Raw genomic sequence first — 18,450 nt, forward strand, 5'->3', positions numbered from 1 at the left:
GAAAAGCCGGACGGTCGTTCCCTGCCCGTCCGGCTTTTTCATGTCCTGAATTTGGGCGAGGACTATTCCTCGCCGCCCTCCACAGCATCCCCGGCTTCGATATCGCCTTCTCCGGCGACGTCCTCGGCATCCTCGTCGCCTTCCGGCTCGCTGATGCGCTCGACCGAGACCACCTTCTCATCCTTGGCGGTGGAGAAGATCGTGACGCCCTTCGTCGCGCGGCTGGCGATGCGGATACCGTCGACCGGCACGCGGATAAGCTGGCCGCCGTCGGAGACGAGCATGAGCTGGTCCTTCTCCTCGACCGGGAAGGCGGCGACCAGTTCGCCGATCTCGCCCGTCTTGGAGGTGTCGGTGGCGCGGATGCCCTTGCCGCCGCGGCCGGAGGTGCGGAAATCGTAGGAGGACGAGCGCTTGCCGTAGCCCTTCTGCGAGACCGTCAGCACGAACTGCTCCTGGCTGCCCAACTCCAGATATCGCTCGTCGGAGAGATCGCCGACTTCGCCGACCTCCTCGCCGACCAGCGCGATATCCTCCTCGTCGACGCCGCTGGCGCGGCGTTCGGCGGCGGAGCGCTTGAGATAGGCGGCCCGCTCCCACGGCTCGGCGTCGACATGGCCGACGATCGCCATCGAGATGATGCGGTCGCCATTGCCCAGCGTGATGCCGCGTACACCGACCGAGTTGCGGCCGGCGAAGACGCGCACGTCATCGACCGGGAAGCGGATGCACTGGCCGAGCGCCGTCGTCAGCAGCACGTCGTCCCGCTCCGTGCAGGTCTCGACGTTGAGGATCTCGTCGCCCTCTTCCTCGAGCTTCATCGCGATCTTGCCGTTGCGGTTGACCTGGACGAAGTCCGACAGCTTGTTGCGGCGGACCGTGCCGCGCGTCGTCGAGAACATGACGTCGAGGTTTTCCCACGTCGTCTCGTCCTCAGGCAGCGGCATGATGGTCGTGATGCGCTCGCCGGGCTCGATGGGCAGCATGTTGATGAGGGCCTTGCCCTTCGATTGCGGCGTACCGATCGGCAGGCGCCAGACCTTTTCCTTGTAGACGATGCCGCGCGAGGAGAAGAACAGCACCGGCGTATGCGTGTTGGCGACGAAGAGGCGGGTTGCGAAATCCTCGTCCTTCATGGCCATGCCGGAGCGGCCCTTGCCGCCGCGGCGCTGCGCGCGATAGGTCGCGAGCGGCACGCGCTTGACGTAGCCGGCATGCGACACCGTCACGACCATGTCCTCGCGGGCGATCAGGTCCTCGTCGTCCATATCGGGACCGCCCTCGGCGATCTCGGTACGGCGCGGCGTGCCGAACTCGTCGCGCACGGCGGCGAGCTCTTCCTTGACGATGTTCATCATGCGCAGGCGCGAGGAGAGGATATCGAGATAGTCCTTGATCTCCTCGCCGATCTTGTTGAGTTCCTCGTCGATCTCGTCGCGGCCGAGCGCCGTGAGGCGGGCAAGGCGCAGCTCGAGGATGGCGCGGGCCTGTTCCTCTGAGAGATTGTAGGTGAGGTCCTCGTTGATGCGGTGGCGCGGATCGTCGATGAGGCGGATCAGCGCGTCGACGTCCTTGGCCGGCCAGCGGCGCTCCATCAACTGTTCGCGCGCCGTCTGCGGATCGGGCGCGCGGCGGATGAGGTTGATCACTTCGTCGATGTTGGCGACGGCGATGGCAAGACCCACCAAGACGTGGGCGCGATCGCGCGCCTTGCGCAGCAGATACTTCGTGCGGCGGCTGACGACTTCCTCGCGGAAGGCGACGAAGGCGCGCAGCATGTCGAGCAGCGTCATCTGCTCCGGCTTGCCGCCGTTCAGCGCCACCATGTTGCAGCCGAAGGAAGTCTGCAGCGGCGTGTAGCGGTAGAGCTGGTTCAGGATGACATCGGCATTGGCGTCGCGCTTCAACTCGATGACGACGCGGTAGCCCTGGCGGTCGGATTCGTCGCGCAGGTCCGAGATGCCTTCGATGCGCTTGTCGCGCACCAGTTCGGCCATCTTCTCGATCATCGTCGCCTTGTTCACCTGGTAGGGAACTTCCGTGATGATGATCTGCTCGCGGTCGCCGCGCATCGGCTCGATATGGGCACGGCCGCGCATGACGACCGAACCTCGGCCGGTCTCATAGGCCTGGCGGATACCGGCGCGGCCGAGGATCAGCGCGCCCGTCGGGAAGTCCGGCCCCGGGATGTGCTGCATCAGGTCGAGCAGCTCGATCGCCGGATTGTCGATCAGCGCGATACAGCCGTTGATGACTTCCGAGAGGTTGTGCGGCGGGATGTTCGTCGCCATGCCGACGGCGATGCCGCCGGCGCCGTTGACAAGCAGGTTCGGGAACTTGGCGGGAACGACGACGGGCTCGCTCATCGTGCCGTCGTAGTTGTCGCGGAAGTTGACCGTTTCCTTGTCCAGGTCGTCCAGCAGGGAATGGGCGGCCTTTTCGAGACGGCATTCCGTGTAGCGCTGCGCTGCCGGCGGGTCGCCGTCGATGGAGCCGAAGTTGCCCTGGCCGTCGATCAGCGGCAGGCGGAGCGACCAGTCCTGCGCCATGCGCGCCAAGGCGTCATAGATCGCGGCGTCGCCGTGCGGATGGTATTTACCCATCACGTCACCGGTCACGCGGGCCGACTTGACGTATTTCTTGTTCCAGTCGACGCCCATCTCGCTCATCGAGTAGAGGATGCGCCGGTGCACGGGCTTCAGGCCGTCGCGCACATCGGGAAGCGCACGGGACACGATCACGCTCATCGCGTAATCGAGATAGGAGCGCTGCATTTCCTCGATGATGGAGATCGGCTCAATGCCGGGAGGGTTCTTGCCGCCGGGTGTCGATTGTTCTGTCAATTTCGGTCACGATCTTTGTTCAGAATCAGTGCTGATTTTATAGCCTACCGGCACCCGAAGCGCCAATTTCGCCAAGGGTTTTGAACAGGCTTTTCCCAGAAAATCCGCCAATTTGCGCATTTTCGTGGCCGCCCTTCCCTAATGCGCCGCCCTCGCCTAACAATGCGGGCACAAGGCCGTCGAAACGGCCGTTCAAGGCGAGGGGAACGCCGCAATGCTGAACATCGATCTTCTGGTCAATGCCGTCACGACGCTGCTCGTGACCCTCGACCCGCCGGGCCTTGCGCCGATCTTCCTGGGGCTGACCGTCGGCATGACGCGACCGCAGCGCAAGCAGGTGGCGCTGCGCGGCTCGCTGATCGCCTTCTGCATCCTCGCCGTCTTCGCCCTGACGGGCGCCGGCGTGCTCTCGCTGCTCGGCATCTCCATCGGCGCCTTCCGCATCGCCGGCGGCCTGCTGCTGTTCTGGATCGCCTTCGAGATGATCTTCGAGCGCCGCAACGAGCGGAAGGAAAAAACCAGCGAGGTGGCGATCACCCGCGATCACATCCACAATATCGCGGTCTTCCCGCTCGCCCTGCCCCTCATCGCCGGTCCCGGCGCGATCTCCGCGACGATCCTCCTCTCCGGCTCATTCCCCTCCGTCCTGGAGCGCACCGCCCTCATCGGCGTCCTCGCGCTCTGCCTCGTCGTCCTCTTCCTCTCGCTGGTCATCGCCGAGCGCATCGACCGCTTCCTCGGCAATACCGGCCGCGCGATCCTGACGCGCCTGCTCGGCGTGATCCTCGCCGCGTTGGCGGTGCAGTTCGTGGTGGATGGGGTGAAATCGGTATTCATCGGCTGACGCGGCCCGAAGGTCGAATGTGCCGCTCGCGATAGCGGGCCGCCGCCGTTCCCAAAGCCTTCTTCAAAGAAAAAGGCCGGCGCTCAGGCCGGCCTTTCGTTGTTCCCGTTCTCAGAACGGAATGTCGTCATCCATGTCGCGGGCCATGGAGCCGCCGCCACCCGAGCGGCTGCCGCTGCCGCCACCGCCAGAGGCCGGGCGCGAACCGTAGTCGTCATAGCTCGGCGCGCCGCCGCCGTAATTGCTGCTGCCACCGAAATCACCGCCGCCGCGGCGCTCGCCGCCGCCCTCTCCGCGACCGTCGAGCATGGTCAGCGTGGAGTTGAAGCCCTGCAGCACGATCTCCGTCGAATAACGGTCGTTGCCGGTCTGGTCCTGCCACTTGCGGGTCTGCAGCGCGCCCTCGATATAGAGCTTGGCGCCCTTCTTCACATATTGCTCGACGACCTTGCACAGGCCTTCGTTGAAGACGACGACATTGTGCCATTCGGTCTTCTCGCGGCGTTCGCCGCTATTGCGGTCGCGCCAGGTCTCGGAGGTGGCGATGCGCAGGTTGGCGATCGGCCGACCGTCCTGCGTCCGGCGGATTTCCGGGTCAGCCCCGACATTCCCGATCAAGATCACCTTGTTGACGCTACCAGCCATGCCCGTACTTCCCGTTGTCGCGCCGGACGAAAGGCGCCGGCATCATTATCACTACACGAATGCGGCATCTTATCGGCTGCAGCGCGCCAGCGCCGCCCCGTGCAAGCGATAATCCACAGATCAATTGCGAAAATTCGTTCTTTTTTTGTTCTAATAATTCCCTACACTCTTGTCAACCGAATCGGAAACGGGCACGGAATCTTCTGACCGCGCATGGACAGGCTCCAACCAATGCCTACATAGGGGCCGACCCCTTCTGCAATGCGCAACGACCTTCTGACGCTGGATACCATGAGCGAACTCAAGACAATTTCCATTCGCGGCGCACGCGAACACAATCTCAAGGGCATCGACCTCGATCTGCCCCGCAACAAGCTGATCGTGATGACCGGTCTTTCGGGTTCGGGCAAATCGTCGCTCGCCTTCGACACGATCTATGCCGAGGGCCAGCGCCGTTATGTGGAGAGCCTTTCGGCTTACGCACGCCAGTTCCTGGAGATGATGCAGAAGCCGGACGTCGACCAGATCGACGGCCTGTCGCCCGCCATCTCCATCGAGCAGAAGACGACGTCGAAGAACCCACGCTCGACCGTCGGCACGGTCACCGAAATCTACGACTACATGCGCCTGCTCTTCGCGCGCGTCGGCGTGCCCTATTCGCCGGCGACAGGGCTGCCGATCGAGAGCCAGACGGTCAGCCAGATGGTCGACCGCGTGCTGGAATTCGGCGAAGGCACGCGCCTCTATATCCTCGCGCCCGTCGTGCGCGGCCGCAAGGGCGAGTACAAGAAGGAACTCGCCGAGCTGATGAAGAAGGGTTTTCAGCGCGTCAAGGTGGACGGCCAGTTCTACGAGATCGCCGACGTTCCCGCGCTCGACAAGAAGTACAAGCACGATATTGACGTCGTGGTCGACCGCGTCGTCGTGCGCCCGGACCTCGCCTCGCGCCTTGCGGACAGTCTTGAGACCTGCCTCAAGCTCGCCGAGGGCCTTGCCATCGCCGAATTCGCCGACAAGCCGCTGCCGGTCGAGGAAACGGCGGCCGGCGGTTCGGCCAACAAATCGCTGAACGAGACGCACGAGCGCGTGCTGTTCTCCGAAAAGTTCGCCTGCCCGGTCTCCGGCTTCACCATCCCGGAAATCGAGCCGCGGCTCTTCTCGTTCAACAACCCCTTCGGCGCCTGCCCGACCTGCGACGGCCTCGGCAGCCAGCAGAAGATCGATCCGGACCTGATCGTGCCGGAAAGCGAGCGCACGCTACGCGATGGCGCCATCGCGCCCTGGGCCAAGTCCTCTTCGCCCTATTACAACCAGACGCTGGAAGCGCTCGGCGCGGCCTATGGTTTCAAGCTCTCCAATCGCTGGTCGGAACTGTCGCAGGAGGCACAGAGCGCCATCCTCAACGGCACCAGGGAGAAGATCGAGTTCAACTACAAGGACGGCGCGCGCTCCTACAAGACGGTGAAGACCTTCGAGGGCATCGTGCCGAACCTCGAGCGCCGGTGGAAGGAAACGGATTCGGCCTGGTCGCGCGAGGAGATCGAGCGCTACATGTCCGCCGCCCCCTGCCCGGCCTGCAACGGCTATCGCCTGAAGCCCGAGGCGCTGGCGGTGAAGATCAACAAGCTGCATATCGGCGAGACGACGGAAATGTCGATCCGCGTGGCGCGCGACTGGTTCGAGGCGCTGCCGGAGCATCTCAACGCCAAGCAGAACGAGATCGCCGTCCGCATCCTCAAGGAGATCCGCGAGCGCCTGCGCTTCCTCAACGATGTCGGCCTCGAATATCTCTCGCTGTCGCGCAATTCCGGCACGCTGTCGGGCGGCGAAAGCCAGCGCATCCGCCTCGCCTCGCAGATCGGTTCCGGCCTGACGGGCGTGCTCTACGTGCTGGACGAGCCGTCCATCGGCCTCCACCAGCGCGACAATGCGCGCCTCCTCGAAACGCTGCGGCACCTTCGCGACATCGGCAACACGGTGATCGTCGTGGAGCATGACGAGGACGCGATCCTGACGGCGGATTATGTGGTCGATATCGGCCCCGCCGCCGGTATCCACGGCGGCGAGGTGATCGCGCAGGGCACGCCCGACGAAGTCATCGCCAACCCTGCGTCCCTCACCGGCAAGTATCTCTCCGGCGAGCTTTCCGTGGCGGTGCCCGCCGAGCGCCGCAAGCCGAAGAAGAAAAAAGAAATCAAGGTCGTCGGAGCGAAAGCTAACAATCTGAAGAATGTCACCGCTTCGATCCCGCTCGGCGTCTTCACGGCCGTCACGGGCGTTTCCGGCGGCGGCAAGTCGACCTTCCTGATCGAGACGCTCTACAAGTCCGCCGCCCGCCGCGTCATGGGCGCGCGCGAAATCCCGGCCGAGCACGAGCGCATCGACGGCTTCGAATATATCGACAAGGTCATCGATATCGACCAGTCGCCCATCGGCCGCACGCCGCGCTCGAACCCGGCGACCTATACCGGCGCCTTCACGCCGATCCGTGACTGGTTCGCCGGCCTTCCCGAAGCGAAGGCGCGCGGCTACCAGCCGGGCCGCTTCTCCTTCAACGTCAAGGGCGGGCGCTGCGAGGCCTGCCAGGGCGACGGCGTCATCAAGATCGAGATGCACTTCCTGCCCGACGTCTACGTCACCTGCGACGTTTGCCACGGCAAGCGCTACAACCGCGAGACGCTCGACGTGACCTTCAAGGGCAAGTCGATCGCCGACGTGCTGGACATGACCGTCGAGGAAGGCGTCGAGTTCTTCGCCGCCGTTCCCGCCGTGCGCGACAAGCTCACGACGCTGAACCAGGTCGGTCTCGGCTATATCAAGGTCGGCCAGCAGGCGAACACCCTGTCGGGCGGCGAGGCGCAGCGCGTCAAGCTCGCCAAGGAACTGTCCAAGCGCTCGACCGGCCGCACGCTCTATATCCTCGACGAGCCGACGACCGGCCTGCATTTCCATGACGTGGCGAAGCTGCTGGAAGTGCTGCACGAACTGGTCAACCAGGGCAATTCGGTCGTCGTCATCGAGCACAATCTGGAGGTCATCAAGACCGCAGACTGGATCATCGACTTCGGCCCCGAGGGCGGCGACGGCGGCGGTGAGGTGATCGCGGAAGGCACGCCCGAGGATGTGGTCAAGGTCGAGCGTTCCTATACCGGCCACTTCCTGAAAGAGTTGTTGGAGCGTCGGCCGATGAAGCGGGTGGCGGCGGAATAATCACACGGGAGGAGACCATGAGCACATCCGGCACCATCAGAACCGGCATCGGCGGCTGGACCTTCGAGCCGTGGGAGGGAACCTTCTATCCGGAGAAGCTACCGAAGAAGCGGCAGCTCGAATTCGCCAGCCGCGAATTGTCGGCCATCGAGGTGAACGGCACCTATTACGGCTCGCAGAAGCCGGAGACCTTCGCCAAATGGGCCTCCGAGGTGCCGGACGGCTTCATCTTCTCGCTCAAGGCGAGCCGCTTCACGACGAACCGGAAGGTCCTCGCCGATGGCGGCGAATCCGTCGAGAAATTCCTGACACAGGGGATTGCCGAACTCGGCGACCATCTCGGCCCGATCCTCTGGCAGTTTCCGCCGACGAAGAAATTCGAACCGGAGGATTTCGAGGGGTTCCTGAAGCTGCTGCCGGAAAAGCTGGACGGGCTCAGGCTCAAGCATGCGCTCGAAGTGCGCCATGACAGCTTCAAGGTGCCGGAATTCGCCGCGCTTGCCCGCAAGCACAATATGGCGATCGTCTATGCGCAGCATGAGGACTATCCCGAGATCGCCGACGTAACGGCGGACTTCGTCTATGCCCGCCTGCAGCGTGGCTCGGACGACATCGAGACCTGCTATCCAGCAAAGGCGCTGGACGAATGGGCGGGACGGCTCAAGGACTGGGCCGGCGGCGGCGAACCATCCGACCTGCCGAAGGTCGATCCCGAGACGACGCCCGCCGGCAAGGCCCGCGACGTCTTCGCCTTCTTCATTACCTCCGGCAAGGTCAACGCGCCGAACGGCGCGCGCGAACTGAAGAAGCGGACCGGCTGAGAAAAAGTTCGAGTCCTCTCGACAGAATCGAAACGTTCATGCCGTGGGCCAGGGCGGGATGGCCTCTGGAAGATCCTCCGCCGTCAGCCCCTCGCCCGCGATGTTTCCGGCCTCGCCGTGGCGCCAGACGGCACTGGCCGCGGCCTCGAAGGCGGGCATGCGCTGCGCCAGATGCGCGCCGGCGATGCCCGCCAGCACATCGCCCGAGCCGGCGGTGGCGAGCCAGGGCGGCGCATTCTCGTTGACGAGCGCGCGGCCGTCGGGCGCGGCGATCACCGTATCGGCGCCCTTAAGGATCACGGCCGCATGGCTTCGGGCGGCCGCCTTCTGCGCGCGATCGATCTTGGAAAGCGTCCCGTCGCCGGCGAGGTCGGGAAAGAGCCGCGCGAATTCCCCGTCATGCGGCGTCAGCACCAGCCGCGTCTCCCCGCCGGCGAAAAGCTTAAAGAGCGCCTCCGGCGCATCGCGGAAGGCGCTGATACCGTCGGCGTCGAGCACGAGGCGGCGGCCTTTTGCGGCGATCATGCTGGCATAGGCCCTTGCCTTCCCGGCATCTCCGAAGCCGGGTCCGAGGACGAAGGTTTTGAGGCGCTCGTCCTTGAGCAAAGTGGCGAGGTCGGCCTCCCCGTCCACGCCTTTCAGCATCACGCCGGTCAGATGGGCGGCATTGGCGGAAAGCGAGTCCGTGGGAGAAAGCACGGTGACGAGGCCGGCCCCGGCACGAAGGCCGGCCGCCGCGGAAAGCCGTGCCGCGCCGGTGGCGGTGGCCGGGCCGGAGAAGACGGCGAGATGGCCGCGGACATATTTGTGCGTTGCCCCAGTCTGCCGCGGTTCGGCAAGCCGCCAGACATCCGGTGTGTTCACCCGGACATGGCCCGCATGGCCGGCGAGGATACGGCCGGGAATGCCGATGTCGAAAACCTCCACGTCGCCGGAGAGCGTCCTGCCGGGCAGGAGCAGGTGGCCCGGCTTGCGGCACATGAAGGTGACGGTCGCGACGGCCTCGAAGGCCACGCCCCTCACCTCTCCCGTCCGCCCGTCGATACCGGACGGCAGGTCCACCGCAAGGACCGGCAGCGCATGCCGGCGCACGGCCTCGACGACCTGCACGGCCTCGTCCGGCAGGTCGCGCGACAGGCCTGCGCCGAACAGCGCATCGACGACCACGTCGCCCGGGCGCGGCCCATATTCCGCAAGCGCCCTCGGTGCGGCGCCGCAATGCCGCAAGGCAATGGCCGCGTCGCCCCTGAGCGCGGATGGATCACCGAGGGCGTAGACGGCGACCTCCGCGCCGGCCGCCTTGAGCGCCCGCGCGGCGACATATCCGTCACCGCCATTGTTGCCGGGGCCGCAGAGCGCGACGAAGCGGAGCGCTCCGGGAAAGCGCCGCAGCGCCGCCGCCGCGACCGCCTGCCCGGCCCGCTCCATCAGGCCGTAGCTCGCAAGGCCCGATGCCGCGGCGGCGGCATCGATGCGGCCCATGTCCCTGGGCGTGATGATCAAGGTGTCTATTTCCTGGTGCATGCCCCACCATGCCTGCAAAGACGCCGCCGGGGCAAGGTCGTCGGCCATCTTCGCCAAAAGCCTGAATTTTATGCATCTGCATATTCGATATGCTCAAATTTGCAGCTTTCTCAGGCAGCGTTGCCCGGCACTCCGCCTCCTTCGGCCATCCGGAAAGCAAAGAGACAATTTTTAGGCAGGAACCCCTAGCCCTTTTGCCCGGAAAGCCGCATCATCGCCGCGTGAGGACGAGCGGGATGGTGAAAGAAACGGATTTCCTCCGGTCTGGCATGCATCCTGCTTCGACTTGGCATGCTACATGCATTCGGAGTGAGCAGCGGGCGCCGTCCTGCTGCGCAAACGGGAGAAGCGGAGAGACATCTTCTCATGAAAAAGATCGAAGCGATCATCAAGCCCTTCAAACTCGATGAGGTGAAGGAGGCCCTCCAGGAAGTCGGCCTCCAGGGCATCACCGTCACCGAGGCGAAGGGTTTTGGGCGCCAGAAGGGCCATACGGAACTCTACCGTGGCGCCGAATACGTCGTCGACTTCCTGCCCAAGGTGAAGGTCGAGGTCGTCCTGGCGGACGAGAATGCGGAAGCCGTGATCGAGGCGATCCGCAACGCGGCCCAGACCGGCCGCATCGGCGACGGCAAGATCTTTGTCTCCAACGTCGAAGAAGTCATCCGCATCCGTACCGGCGAAACCGGCATCGACGCCATCTGATCCCGCCTCGCCTTCCGGCCAAGGCTTTCCATCTCGTCATCTCACACAGGAACCAACACATGACGACTGCCAATGACATCCTCAAGCAAATCAAGGAAAACGACGTAAAGTTCGTCGACCTGCGCTACACGGACCCCCGTGGCAAGCTGCACCACATCACGATGGACGTCAGCTGCGTCGATGAGGACATGTTCGCCGACGGCGTCATGTTCGACGGCTCCTCGATCGGCGGCTGGAAGGCCATCAACGAGTCCGACATGGTGATGATGCCCGATCCGGCGACCGCGCATATGGACCCGTTCTTCGCGCAGTCCACCATGGTCATCTTCTGCGACATCCTCGAGCCGGTCTCGGGCGAAGCCTATAACCGCGACCCGCGCGGCACCGCCAAGAAGGCCGAAGCCTTCCTCAAGGCCTCTGGCATCGGCGACACCGTCTATGCCGGCCCGGAGCCGGAATTCTTCGTCTTCGACGACGTCAAGTACAAGGCCGATCCGTACAATACCGGCTTCAAGCTCGACAGCTCGGAACTGCCCTCCAACGACGACACCGCCTACGAAACCGGCAATCTCGGCCATCGTCCGCGCGTCAAGGGCGGCTACCTGCCGGTCCCGCCGGTCGACAGCTGCCAGGACATGCGCTCCGAAATGCTGACGGTCCTCACCGAAATGGGCGTCACCGTCGAAAAGCAGCACCATGAAGTGGCTGCCGCCCAGCACGAACTCGGCGTCAAGTTCGACACGCTGGTTCGCAGCGCCGACAAGGTGCAGATCTACAAATACGCTGTGCATCAGGTCGCCAATGCCTATGGCAAGACGGCAACCTTCATGCCGAAGCCGATCTTCGGCGACAACGGCTCGGGCATGCACGTCCACCTGTCGATCTGGAAGGACTCGAAGCCGACCTTCGCCGGCGACGAATATGCCGGTCTTTCCGAGAGCTGCCTCTACTTCATCGGCGGCATCATCAAGCATGCCAAGGCCATCAACGCCTTCACCAACCCGACGACGAACTCCTACAAGCGTCTCGTCCCGGGCTATGAGGCTCCGGTCCTGCTCGCCTATTCGGCCCGCAACCGCTCGGCTTCCTGCCGCATTCCGTTCGGCACGGGTCCGAAGTCCAAGCGCGTCGAAATCCGCTTCCCCGACCCGCTCGGCAACCCCTATCTCGGCTTCGCGGCCATGCTGATGGCCGGCCTCGACGGCATCAAGAACAAGATCCATCCCGGCAAGGCCATGGACAAGGACCTCTACGACCTGCCGCCGAAGGAACTGAAGAAGATCCCGACCGTCTGCGGCTCGCTCCGCGAGGCCCTCGAAAACCTCGACAAGGACCGCAAGTTCCTGACCGCCGGCGGCGTGTTCGACGACGACCAGATCGATTCCTACATCGAGCTGAAGATGGCGGAAGTCATGCGCTTCGAAATGACCCCGCACCCGGTCGAGTTCGACATGTACTACTCCGCCTGATCGGCGGCATTCCCTCCCGCCTTCGGGCGGGAGGTGCTCCATATGGGAAACCCGGCCATCGGCCGGGTTTTTTGTTGCCGGCAGTGTAGCGTGCCGGTCAGGTCGCGGGATTCTCGGGCTCGACCCGAGGATTCAAGCCGGGCACTCGGCCAGCGACAGGAACACCCTCTCGTAGCGTTACTGCTGCAGCCGCTGCTTGAGGAGGTTCAGATATTCCTCGTTCGAGTCATCCGCGCCGCTTCCCGCCTTTTCGGCCGGGGCCTTGCAGGAGGGCTTGTAGTCCATCGCCATGCCGGCCTTGACACAGACGCCCACCTGCCAGCCGGGCGGCAGGGCGGTGAGGTCCACCGTCTTCCATTTCGGATGGCCAGTGGCCTTCAGCTTGTCGAGACCCGTGAGGATGAGGCTGGAGAAATCCGAGACCGTCTTGCAGCTGTCGCGGTGATAGGCATTGCGCTTGACGTCGTAGTCATAGGTCATCATCACGGCCTTCACCGCGACGAGATCGACCGGCTGGTCCTGGAACGAATAGGTGCCGGCCTCGATCCGCGACGGCGTATAGGTGGCGAGCAGCGGCGCTTCGGTGATCGGCAGAAGGTGGAATTTCGCCTTGTCGATCGTATTGCCGGCAAAGAGCGCGGCGGGCGCGCCCGCGACGTAGAAGAAGGCATCGATCTCGCCGGAGAGCAGCTTGGGCAGCGCATCGTCCGGGTTGATGTCGATGCGCTCGCCGGGCTTTACCTGCAGGATGTCCATGATCAGCGTCGCCGTCAGGAAGGTGCCGCTGTCCTTCTTGCCGACGGCGATCTTCTTGCCGGCGAGGTCCTTCATGCCGGCAATGTCCTTGCGGGCGAGGACATGGATCTCCTCGTTGTAGAGCGGGAACATGATGCGCACGCCCTTCACCGCCTTCTGCACCTCCGGGTCGTTCGCCTCGAAGGTCTTCAGATATTCGAGGACGTCGCTCTGCACGATGCCGAACTGGGTGTTGCGGCGGTTGCGCACGCCGACGAAGTTTTCCAGCGAGCCGGCGCTTTCGACCACGTTCAGCTTCAGGCCGCATTCGGCGCCGAGCGCGGCGATGTCGTGGCCGATCTTGATATAGGTGCCCTGCGGGCCGCCGGTCATGATGTTGCGCTCGATCCCCTCGGCCGATGCGGTGCCGACGGAAAGTGCAAGGCCGAGTGCGGCCGCAAGAACAGATCGCTTCATCGAAATCCCTCCCTTGGGCAATTCCGGAGAAAGCGCCGCGGCTTTGCATCGGGAATCGCGGAAATACAGGCCGGCGGCAAGGCCGCCATGGAAACTAGCAGTCGCTGTCGAGATCGCGCATCAGGTTGCGAAGCGTCAGCACCGGCACGCGCTTGAAGACGCCGCCGAGCGAATTGGTGACGCACTCGCCGGAAACCAGCGTGCGTTCCAGCTGGTCACGCTGCGTGCCGGTGAGACGATCGAGACCGGGAGCGTCGCGCATCGCATCGGCCACGAGCGACGCATCGCGCGGATTTCGGCTATCGGCCGGCTTCGCATTGTTGCGCGCCGGATCGTCTCCGACATTCCCGGGACCATCCTGCTGCACTGAACGCGCTGCCGCCTCCAGCGCGCCGATCCGTGCCGTGAGCGTACCGTTGCTGGCCTTGAGGTCGGCAATTTCCCTATCCCTGTCAGCGATCTCCTTGCGCAATGCAGGCAGGTCCTTCGCCCGCATGGTCTCTGCGGCGCGCTGTGCCTCGTCGAGCTGCCGGCGCAGCGTGGCGGCCTCTGCCGCGAGACGCTTCACCTCGGCGCTCTGCGCGCCCGCCTGCGCGCCACGGGCCTGGTCCAGGGCCTTTTCCAGCCGCGCGATCTGGTCGGCGCTAAGGGAGAGTTGGCGCTCGCGCTCCTGCAGGGCGTTCTCGGCCTTCGTCTTCGAGGCTTCCGCATCCGCGGCGCGGCGGGAGGCGCGTTGCAGATCGCGCTTCAGCCCCGGGATGACTTCCTGCGTCAGCCGCGCATTTTCCGCAACGGCAGCGTTATCGGAGCTCCCTATGCCGTTGCGAAGGGCCTCCATCTGCTGCTTGAGGGTACGGTTCTCGTCCGCGAGGGCTTGAGACCGCTGGCTGCCGTCCTCGACCTGCGCGGTGCGGGCGTCGAGCTCGCTTGCAAGCTCGGCGATGCGCTGGTCCCGCTGCTCGATCTCGCCGGCCGGAACGGCGCCGCTCATCATCCGCAGGCCGCCGTAACCGGCTGCCGCGCCCAGCGCCAGGCTGACCACGGAGGCGAACAGGATGCCGCCCGCCCCGGAGCCGCCGCCTGCCGTCGTTCCGTTGCCGCTCCTGCCCCACTGGTTGTTCATGCCGTCCGATCCGCCTGAAACATCTTTTCCCGAGGTACGCCGAAACCGCCGGAGGTGCAAGCGCCGAGGGGGAAGGCGCCCGGCAGCGGAACTATTGATGTTTCAGCGAAATTACCCAAATATAAGTGGAAAGGTAGGTACGCCATGAAGATGCGTGACGCAAAATTTGCCATCGGCGACGTGGTCCGCCACCGGGTCTTCCCGTTCCGCGGCGTGATCTTCGACGTCGATCCCGAATTCGCCAATACCGAAGAATGGTGGAACTCCATCCCGGCCGAGATACGGCCTTCGAAGGATCAGCCCTTCTACCATCTCTTCGCGGAGAACGACGACACGGAATATGTCGCCTATGTCTCCGAGCAGAACCTCGTCGCCGACGACAGCGGCCAGCCGATCCGCCACCCGCAGGTCCGCGCGCTGATGGATGTAGACAAGGGCCATTACCGCTGGAAGGAGCAGAGCAGCCTCTTCCACTGACCGGCGGACCCCGATGGCAGGCAATAAAAAACCCGGCCGATGGCCGGGTTTTTCGTATCTGGCTATAAGGCCGCTTACTGGCTCTTGGCGGCCTTCTGGGCGTCTTCGAGCTTCTTGCGGGCTTCCTCGGCCTTCTTCTGCATTTCTTCCTGCAGCAGGCGCTGGCGCTCTTCGAGCTGCGACTGTTCGATCGGCTCGCCGTCGAAGACGCCGGTGAAGCCTTCGAGCGAGATCTTGATCGGATTCGGCGCGCGCTGGAAGTTGACCGAGGTCAGAACCAGTTCGCCGCCCTTCTTGAGGCTTGCGAGGACCTGGTCGGTGAGCGGCACTTCGGCCACGCACTTGTCGGGCATGCAGATGGCGTAGTCGAGCTTCTGGGCCTTGCCGCCGTCGATCTGCATCTGCACGCCGACGGGAATGAGACGGGCGCTCGGAACCGAGACCTGCATGATCTTGCGGTTGGCCTTGCCGGTGACGGTGATGAGGCCGACGGCGGTGATGAGCTGGCCGCTGGTGGCGGTCAGAAGGTTCTGCACGATGCAGACGTCGTTGTCTTCCTGCTTGGTGCAGACCTTGAACCAGCCCTTCGGCGGAGCGGCCTGCTGCGCGAGCGATGCCGACGGAGCCGCCGCGAGTGCGACCGAGGCGGCAAAGGCGGAAAGCACGGTCCGCTTGATGAGATTCGATGTGAAGATCATGACGAATTCGGTCTCCTGAAAATCGGTGCCGGAGCGACAGCGCCCCTCCGCAAGCCCCTCTCGGGCATTTGGTCAGCCGTGCGCTCTCCTGTCGGCGAAATGAGGCATTTGCATGACCCGCTTCGGCGTAACCTGTTACAATGGGCCGCGCCGGATATCCAGCCTTTCCTTGCGAAAATCCCGCGTTGCTTCTATTTCCGCCTCGCCACGGTGCCGTCCTGTTTCTGGCGGCTATAATGCACGAGAATCATCCGGACCGACGAGGAGATACGCTTGCGTCCCTTTCTGATGGCCTTCGCCGCCTGCCTGTTCGGCCTGCCGGCCACGCTGGGCCACGCAGCCCCGGTGCACGGCATCGCCATGCACGGTGATCCGGCCCTGCCGCCCGACTACAAGCACTTCGGCTATGTCAATCCGGACGTAAAGAAGGGCGGGCGCATCGCCTATGGCGTGGTCGGCACGTTCGACAATCTCAATCCCTTCATCCTGAAGAGCATGCGCACCACCGCGCGCGGCATGTGGGATCCGGAATTCGGCAATCTCGTCTACGAATCACTGATGCAGCGCTCGCGCGACGAGGCCTTCACCATGTACGGCCTCATCGCCGAAACGGCGGAATGGGACGACGACCGCACCTTCATCCAGTTCAACCTCAATCCCAGGGCGCGCTGGGCCGACGGCGTGCCGATCACGCCGGAAGACGTCATCTTCAGCTTCGAGTTGCTGCGCGACAAGGGCCGCACGCCCTTCAGCCTCCGGCTCGACGGGGTCGAGAAAGTCGAGAAGGTCGGCGAGCGCGGCGTGCGCTTCACCTTCAACGACAAGGCCGACCGCGAGACGCCCCTCTTGATCGCCGGCTATTCGCCGATTCTGCCGAAGCACGCCATCGACGTCGAGACGTTCGACCGCACGTCCCTCGCCTTCCCGCTCGGTTCCGGCCCCTATAAGGTGAAGGAGGTCAAGCCCGGCGAGAAGATCGTCTATGCCCGCGACCCGAACTATTGGGCAAAGGATCTTCCCTCGAAAGTCGGCTTCGACAATTACGACGAGATCTCCATCGAGTATTTCCTGCAGGACAACTCGCTTTTCGAGGCGTTCAAGAAGGGCGAGATCGACCTCTACCAGGAGGGTAACCCGACGAAGTGGACGCGCGGCTACGATTTCCCGGCCGCCCTCTCCGGCGCGGTCGTCAAGGACGCCATCAAGCCGAAGACGCCCTCGGGCATGTTCGGCTTCGTCTTCAACACCCGCCGGCCGCTCTTCCAGAACCGCGACCTGCGCAAGGGGCTTACACTGGTCTTCGATTTCGAATGGGTGAACCGCAGCCTCTTCGAGAACGCCTACAAGCGCACGCAGAGCTACTGGCAGAATTCCGAGCTGAGCTCGATGGGAGTTGCGGCCGATGCGCGTGAGCGTGAGATCGCAGGCCCCGCGTTGTCGCGCATCGACGCGGATATTCTCGACGGCACGCATCTGCTGCCCACGACCGATGCGTCGGGCCGCGACCGCAAGGTGCTGCGCCAGGCGATGGATTCCTTCGAGAAGGCCGGCTACGCCATCAAAGGCGGGCAGATGGTCGATGGCGCGGGCAAGCCGCTGACCTTCGAGATCATGACGCAGAACGCGGACCAGGAGAAGCTGGCGCTCGCCTATCAGCGCTTCCTCACCGCGCTCGGCGTGAAGGCGACGATCCGCACGGTGGACGATTCGCAGTACCAGAGCCGGACGCAGACCTTCGACTATGACGTCATCGTCAAGGCGTTCCCCTCCTCGCTCTCGCCGGGGCGGGACCAGATCAGCTACTGGAGCTCGACCATGCGCGACCGGCCCGGCAGCTCCAACTTCGCCGGCCTCGCCGATCCCGACGTCGACCGCATCCTCGATGCCATCCTGACCGCACGCACGGCGGAGGATTTCCGCTCGGCCGTGCGCCTGCACGACAGGATGCTCCTTTCGGGCTACTATGTCGTGCCGCTCTACCATCTCGGCGAACAGTGGGTCGCGCATTCGAAGCATATCGCCCGGCCGCAGGCGGTTCCGCTCTACGGTTTCCAGTTCCCGACATGGTGGGACGAGCGGGCGCAGTAAAGGGGTTATCCCCAGAACTCGGGTTACCTCGAGGTAACCTGTTGAAAGGCGCAGCACGCCGGCCTATCTCGGCGTCCTGTCCGGAATGTCCCGGCATCTCGAAAGGAAAACCGGATGGAAGCCATTACGATCGATGTCGTCTCGGACGTCGTCTGCCCCTGGTGCTATCTGGGCAAGAAGCGGCTCGACAAGGCGATCGACACCGTGAAGGACGAGCTTGCCGTCGCGGTGACGTTCCGGCCCTACCAGCTCAATCCCGACATGCCGCCGGAAGGCGTCGACCACAAGAAGCATCTCGCCGAAAAGCTCGGCGGCACTGACGCCGTCAACCGCGCGCATGAAATGCTGGCGGGGCTGGGCGAAGCGGACGGCATCGAGTTCGACTTCCCGGCCGTCAAGATCAGCCCCAACACGCTCGACGCGCACCGCCTGCTGCGCTGGGCGATGATCGAGGGCCCGGAGGTCCAGAACCGCGTCGCCCTCGCCCTCTTCAAGGCCTATTTCGAGGAAGGCCGCAATGTCGGCGACCGCGCCGTGCTGCTCGAGATCGCGGAAGCGTCGGGCATGGACCGCGCCGTCGTCTCCGCCCTCTTCTCCGCCGGCGCGGACGTCGATTCCGTCAAGGAGGAGATCGGCATGGCCCGCGACATGGGCGTGACGGGCGTGCCCTGCTTCATCATCGACAACAAATATGCCGTGATGGGCGCGCAATCCGTCGACGTGCTGACCGACGCCTTCCGCGAGATCGCGGCGATGAAGGCGCAAGAGCGCATCGGGAAGAACTGAGCGGT

14 protein-coding genes are annotated in these 18,450 nt (G+C 64.2%); 8 read left to right on the forward strand and 6 right to left on the reverse strand.

Going from position 1 to position 18,450, the window contains the following annotated elements:
* Nucleotides 1–62: 62 nt before the first annotated feature.
* Complete coding sequence (gene gyrA / locus ACZ48C_RS07935; protein WP_464782670.1) at nt 63–2,843, reverse strand: DNA gyrase subunit A; 2,781 nt, start codon at nt 2,841–2,843, stop codon at nt 63–65.
* 214 nt (nt 2,844–3,057) lie between these two features.
* Here gyrA and ACZ48C_RS07940 point away from each other — a divergent pair, with 214 nt between their 5' ends.
* Complete coding sequence (locus ACZ48C_RS07940) at nt 3,058–3,687, forward strand: MarC family protein (protein ID WP_119256347.1); 630 nt, start codon at nt 3,058–3,060, stop codon at nt 3,685–3,687.
* A 111-nt stretch (nt 3,688–3,798) separates the two neighbouring features.
* On the opposite strand, the gene ACZ48C_RS07945 is transcribed toward ACZ48C_RS07940, so the two are convergent.
* Entirely contained in the window at nt 3,799–4,332 is a 534-nt protein-coding gene (locus ACZ48C_RS07945) for a single-stranded DNA-binding protein (RefSeq protein WP_119256348.1), read from the reverse strand.
* Nucleotides 4,333–4,623: 291 nt separating this feature from the next.
* On the opposite strand from ACZ48C_RS07945, the gene uvrA reads away from it, so the two are divergent.
* Together uvrA and ACZ48C_RS07955 are read left to right on the forward strand one after the other, a co-directional pair.
* Nucleotides 4,624–7,542 (forward strand): excinuclease ABC subunit UvrA, encoded by a 2,919-nt coding sequence (uvrA, locus tag ACZ48C_RS07950; RefSeq protein ID WP_464782791.1) that lies wholly within the window; start codon nt 4,624–4,626, stop codon nt 7,540–7,542.
* Nucleotides 7,543–7,559: 17 nt separating this feature from the next.
* Nucleotides 7,560–8,363, forward strand: coding sequence for a DUF72 domain-containing protein (locus ACZ48C_RS07955; protein ID WP_464782671.1), 804 nt, complete (start codon nt 7,560–7,562; stop codon nt 8,361–8,363).
* Between the two features lie 36 nt (nt 8,364–8,399).
* Here ACZ48C_RS07955 and ACZ48C_RS07960 read toward each other — a convergent pair whose 3' ends face one another.
* The gene (locus tag ACZ48C_RS07960) at nt 8,400–9,887 is read right to left on the reverse strand and encodes an NAD(P)H-hydrate dehydratase (protein WP_464782672.1); all 1,488 of its coding nucleotides are present in this window, start codon (nt 9,885–9,887) and stop codon (nt 8,400–8,402) included.
* Between the two features lie 366 nt (nt 9,888–10,253).
* Between ACZ48C_RS07960 and ACZ48C_RS07965 the strand changes: the two genes are divergently transcribed.
* Together ACZ48C_RS07965 and glnA are read left to right on the forward strand one after the other, a co-directional pair.
* Nucleotides 10,254–10,592: a P-II family nitrogen regulator gene (locus ACZ48C_RS07965; RefSeq protein ID WP_011975544.1), complete on the forward strand. Its 339-nt coding sequence runs from the start codon at nt 10,254–10,256 to the stop codon at nt 10,590–10,592.
* A gap of 59 nt (nt 10,593–10,651) precedes the next feature.
* Nucleotides 10,652–12,061: a type I glutamate--ammonia ligase gene (glnA, locus tag ACZ48C_RS07970; protein WP_119256350.1), complete on the forward strand. Its 1,410-nt coding sequence runs from the start codon at nt 10,652–10,654 to the stop codon at nt 12,059–12,061.
* 177 nt (nt 12,062–12,238) lie between these two features.
* On the opposite strand, the gene ACZ48C_RS07975 is transcribed toward glnA, so the two are convergent.
* Complete coding sequence (locus ACZ48C_RS07975) at nt 12,239–13,273, reverse strand: TAXI family TRAP transporter solute-binding subunit (protein WP_424547333.1); 1,035 nt, start codon at nt 13,271–13,273, stop codon at nt 12,239–12,241.
* 94 nt (nt 13,274–13,367) lie between these two features.
* Nucleotides 13,368–14,396, reverse strand: coding sequence for a hypothetical protein (locus ACZ48C_RS07980; protein ID WP_464782673.1), 1,029 nt, complete (start codon nt 14,394–14,396; stop codon nt 13,368–13,370).
* Between the two features lie 144 nt (nt 14,397–14,540).
* On the opposite strand from ACZ48C_RS07980, the gene hspQ reads away from it, so the two are divergent.
* On the forward strand, nt 14,541–14,873 hold the full coding sequence (hspQ, locus tag ACZ48C_RS07985) for a heat shock protein HspQ (RefSeq protein ID WP_119256353.1): 333 nt from the start codon (nt 14,541–14,543) through the stop codon (nt 14,871–14,873).
* A 74-nt stretch (nt 14,874–14,947) separates the two neighbouring features.
* On the opposite strand, the gene ACZ48C_RS07990 is transcribed toward hspQ, so the two are convergent.
* On the reverse strand, nt 14,948–15,571 hold the full coding sequence (locus ACZ48C_RS07990; RefSeq protein ID WP_119256354.1) for an invasion associated locus B family protein: 624 nt from the start codon (nt 15,569–15,571) through the stop codon (nt 14,948–14,950).
* 288 nt (nt 15,572–15,859) lie between these two features.
* Between ACZ48C_RS07990 and ACZ48C_RS07995 the strand changes: the two genes are divergently transcribed.
* Together ACZ48C_RS07995 and ACZ48C_RS08000 are read left to right on the forward strand one after the other, a co-directional pair.
* Nucleotides 15,860–17,659 (forward strand): extracellular solute-binding protein, encoded by a 1,800-nt coding sequence (locus tag ACZ48C_RS07995; RefSeq protein ID WP_464782792.1) that lies wholly within the window; start codon nt 15,860–15,862, stop codon nt 17,657–17,659.
* A gap of 114 nt (nt 17,660–17,773) precedes the next feature.
* The gene (locus tag ACZ48C_RS08000) at nt 17,774–18,445 is read left to right on the forward strand and encodes a DsbA family oxidoreductase (RefSeq protein WP_464782674.1); all 672 of its coding nucleotides are present in this window, start codon (nt 17,774–17,776) and stop codon (nt 18,443–18,445) included.
* The last annotated feature ends 5 nt before the right edge of the window (nt 18,446–18,450 follow it).

The sequence above is a fragment of the Shinella sp. 1A1 genome, assembly GCF_055379515.1.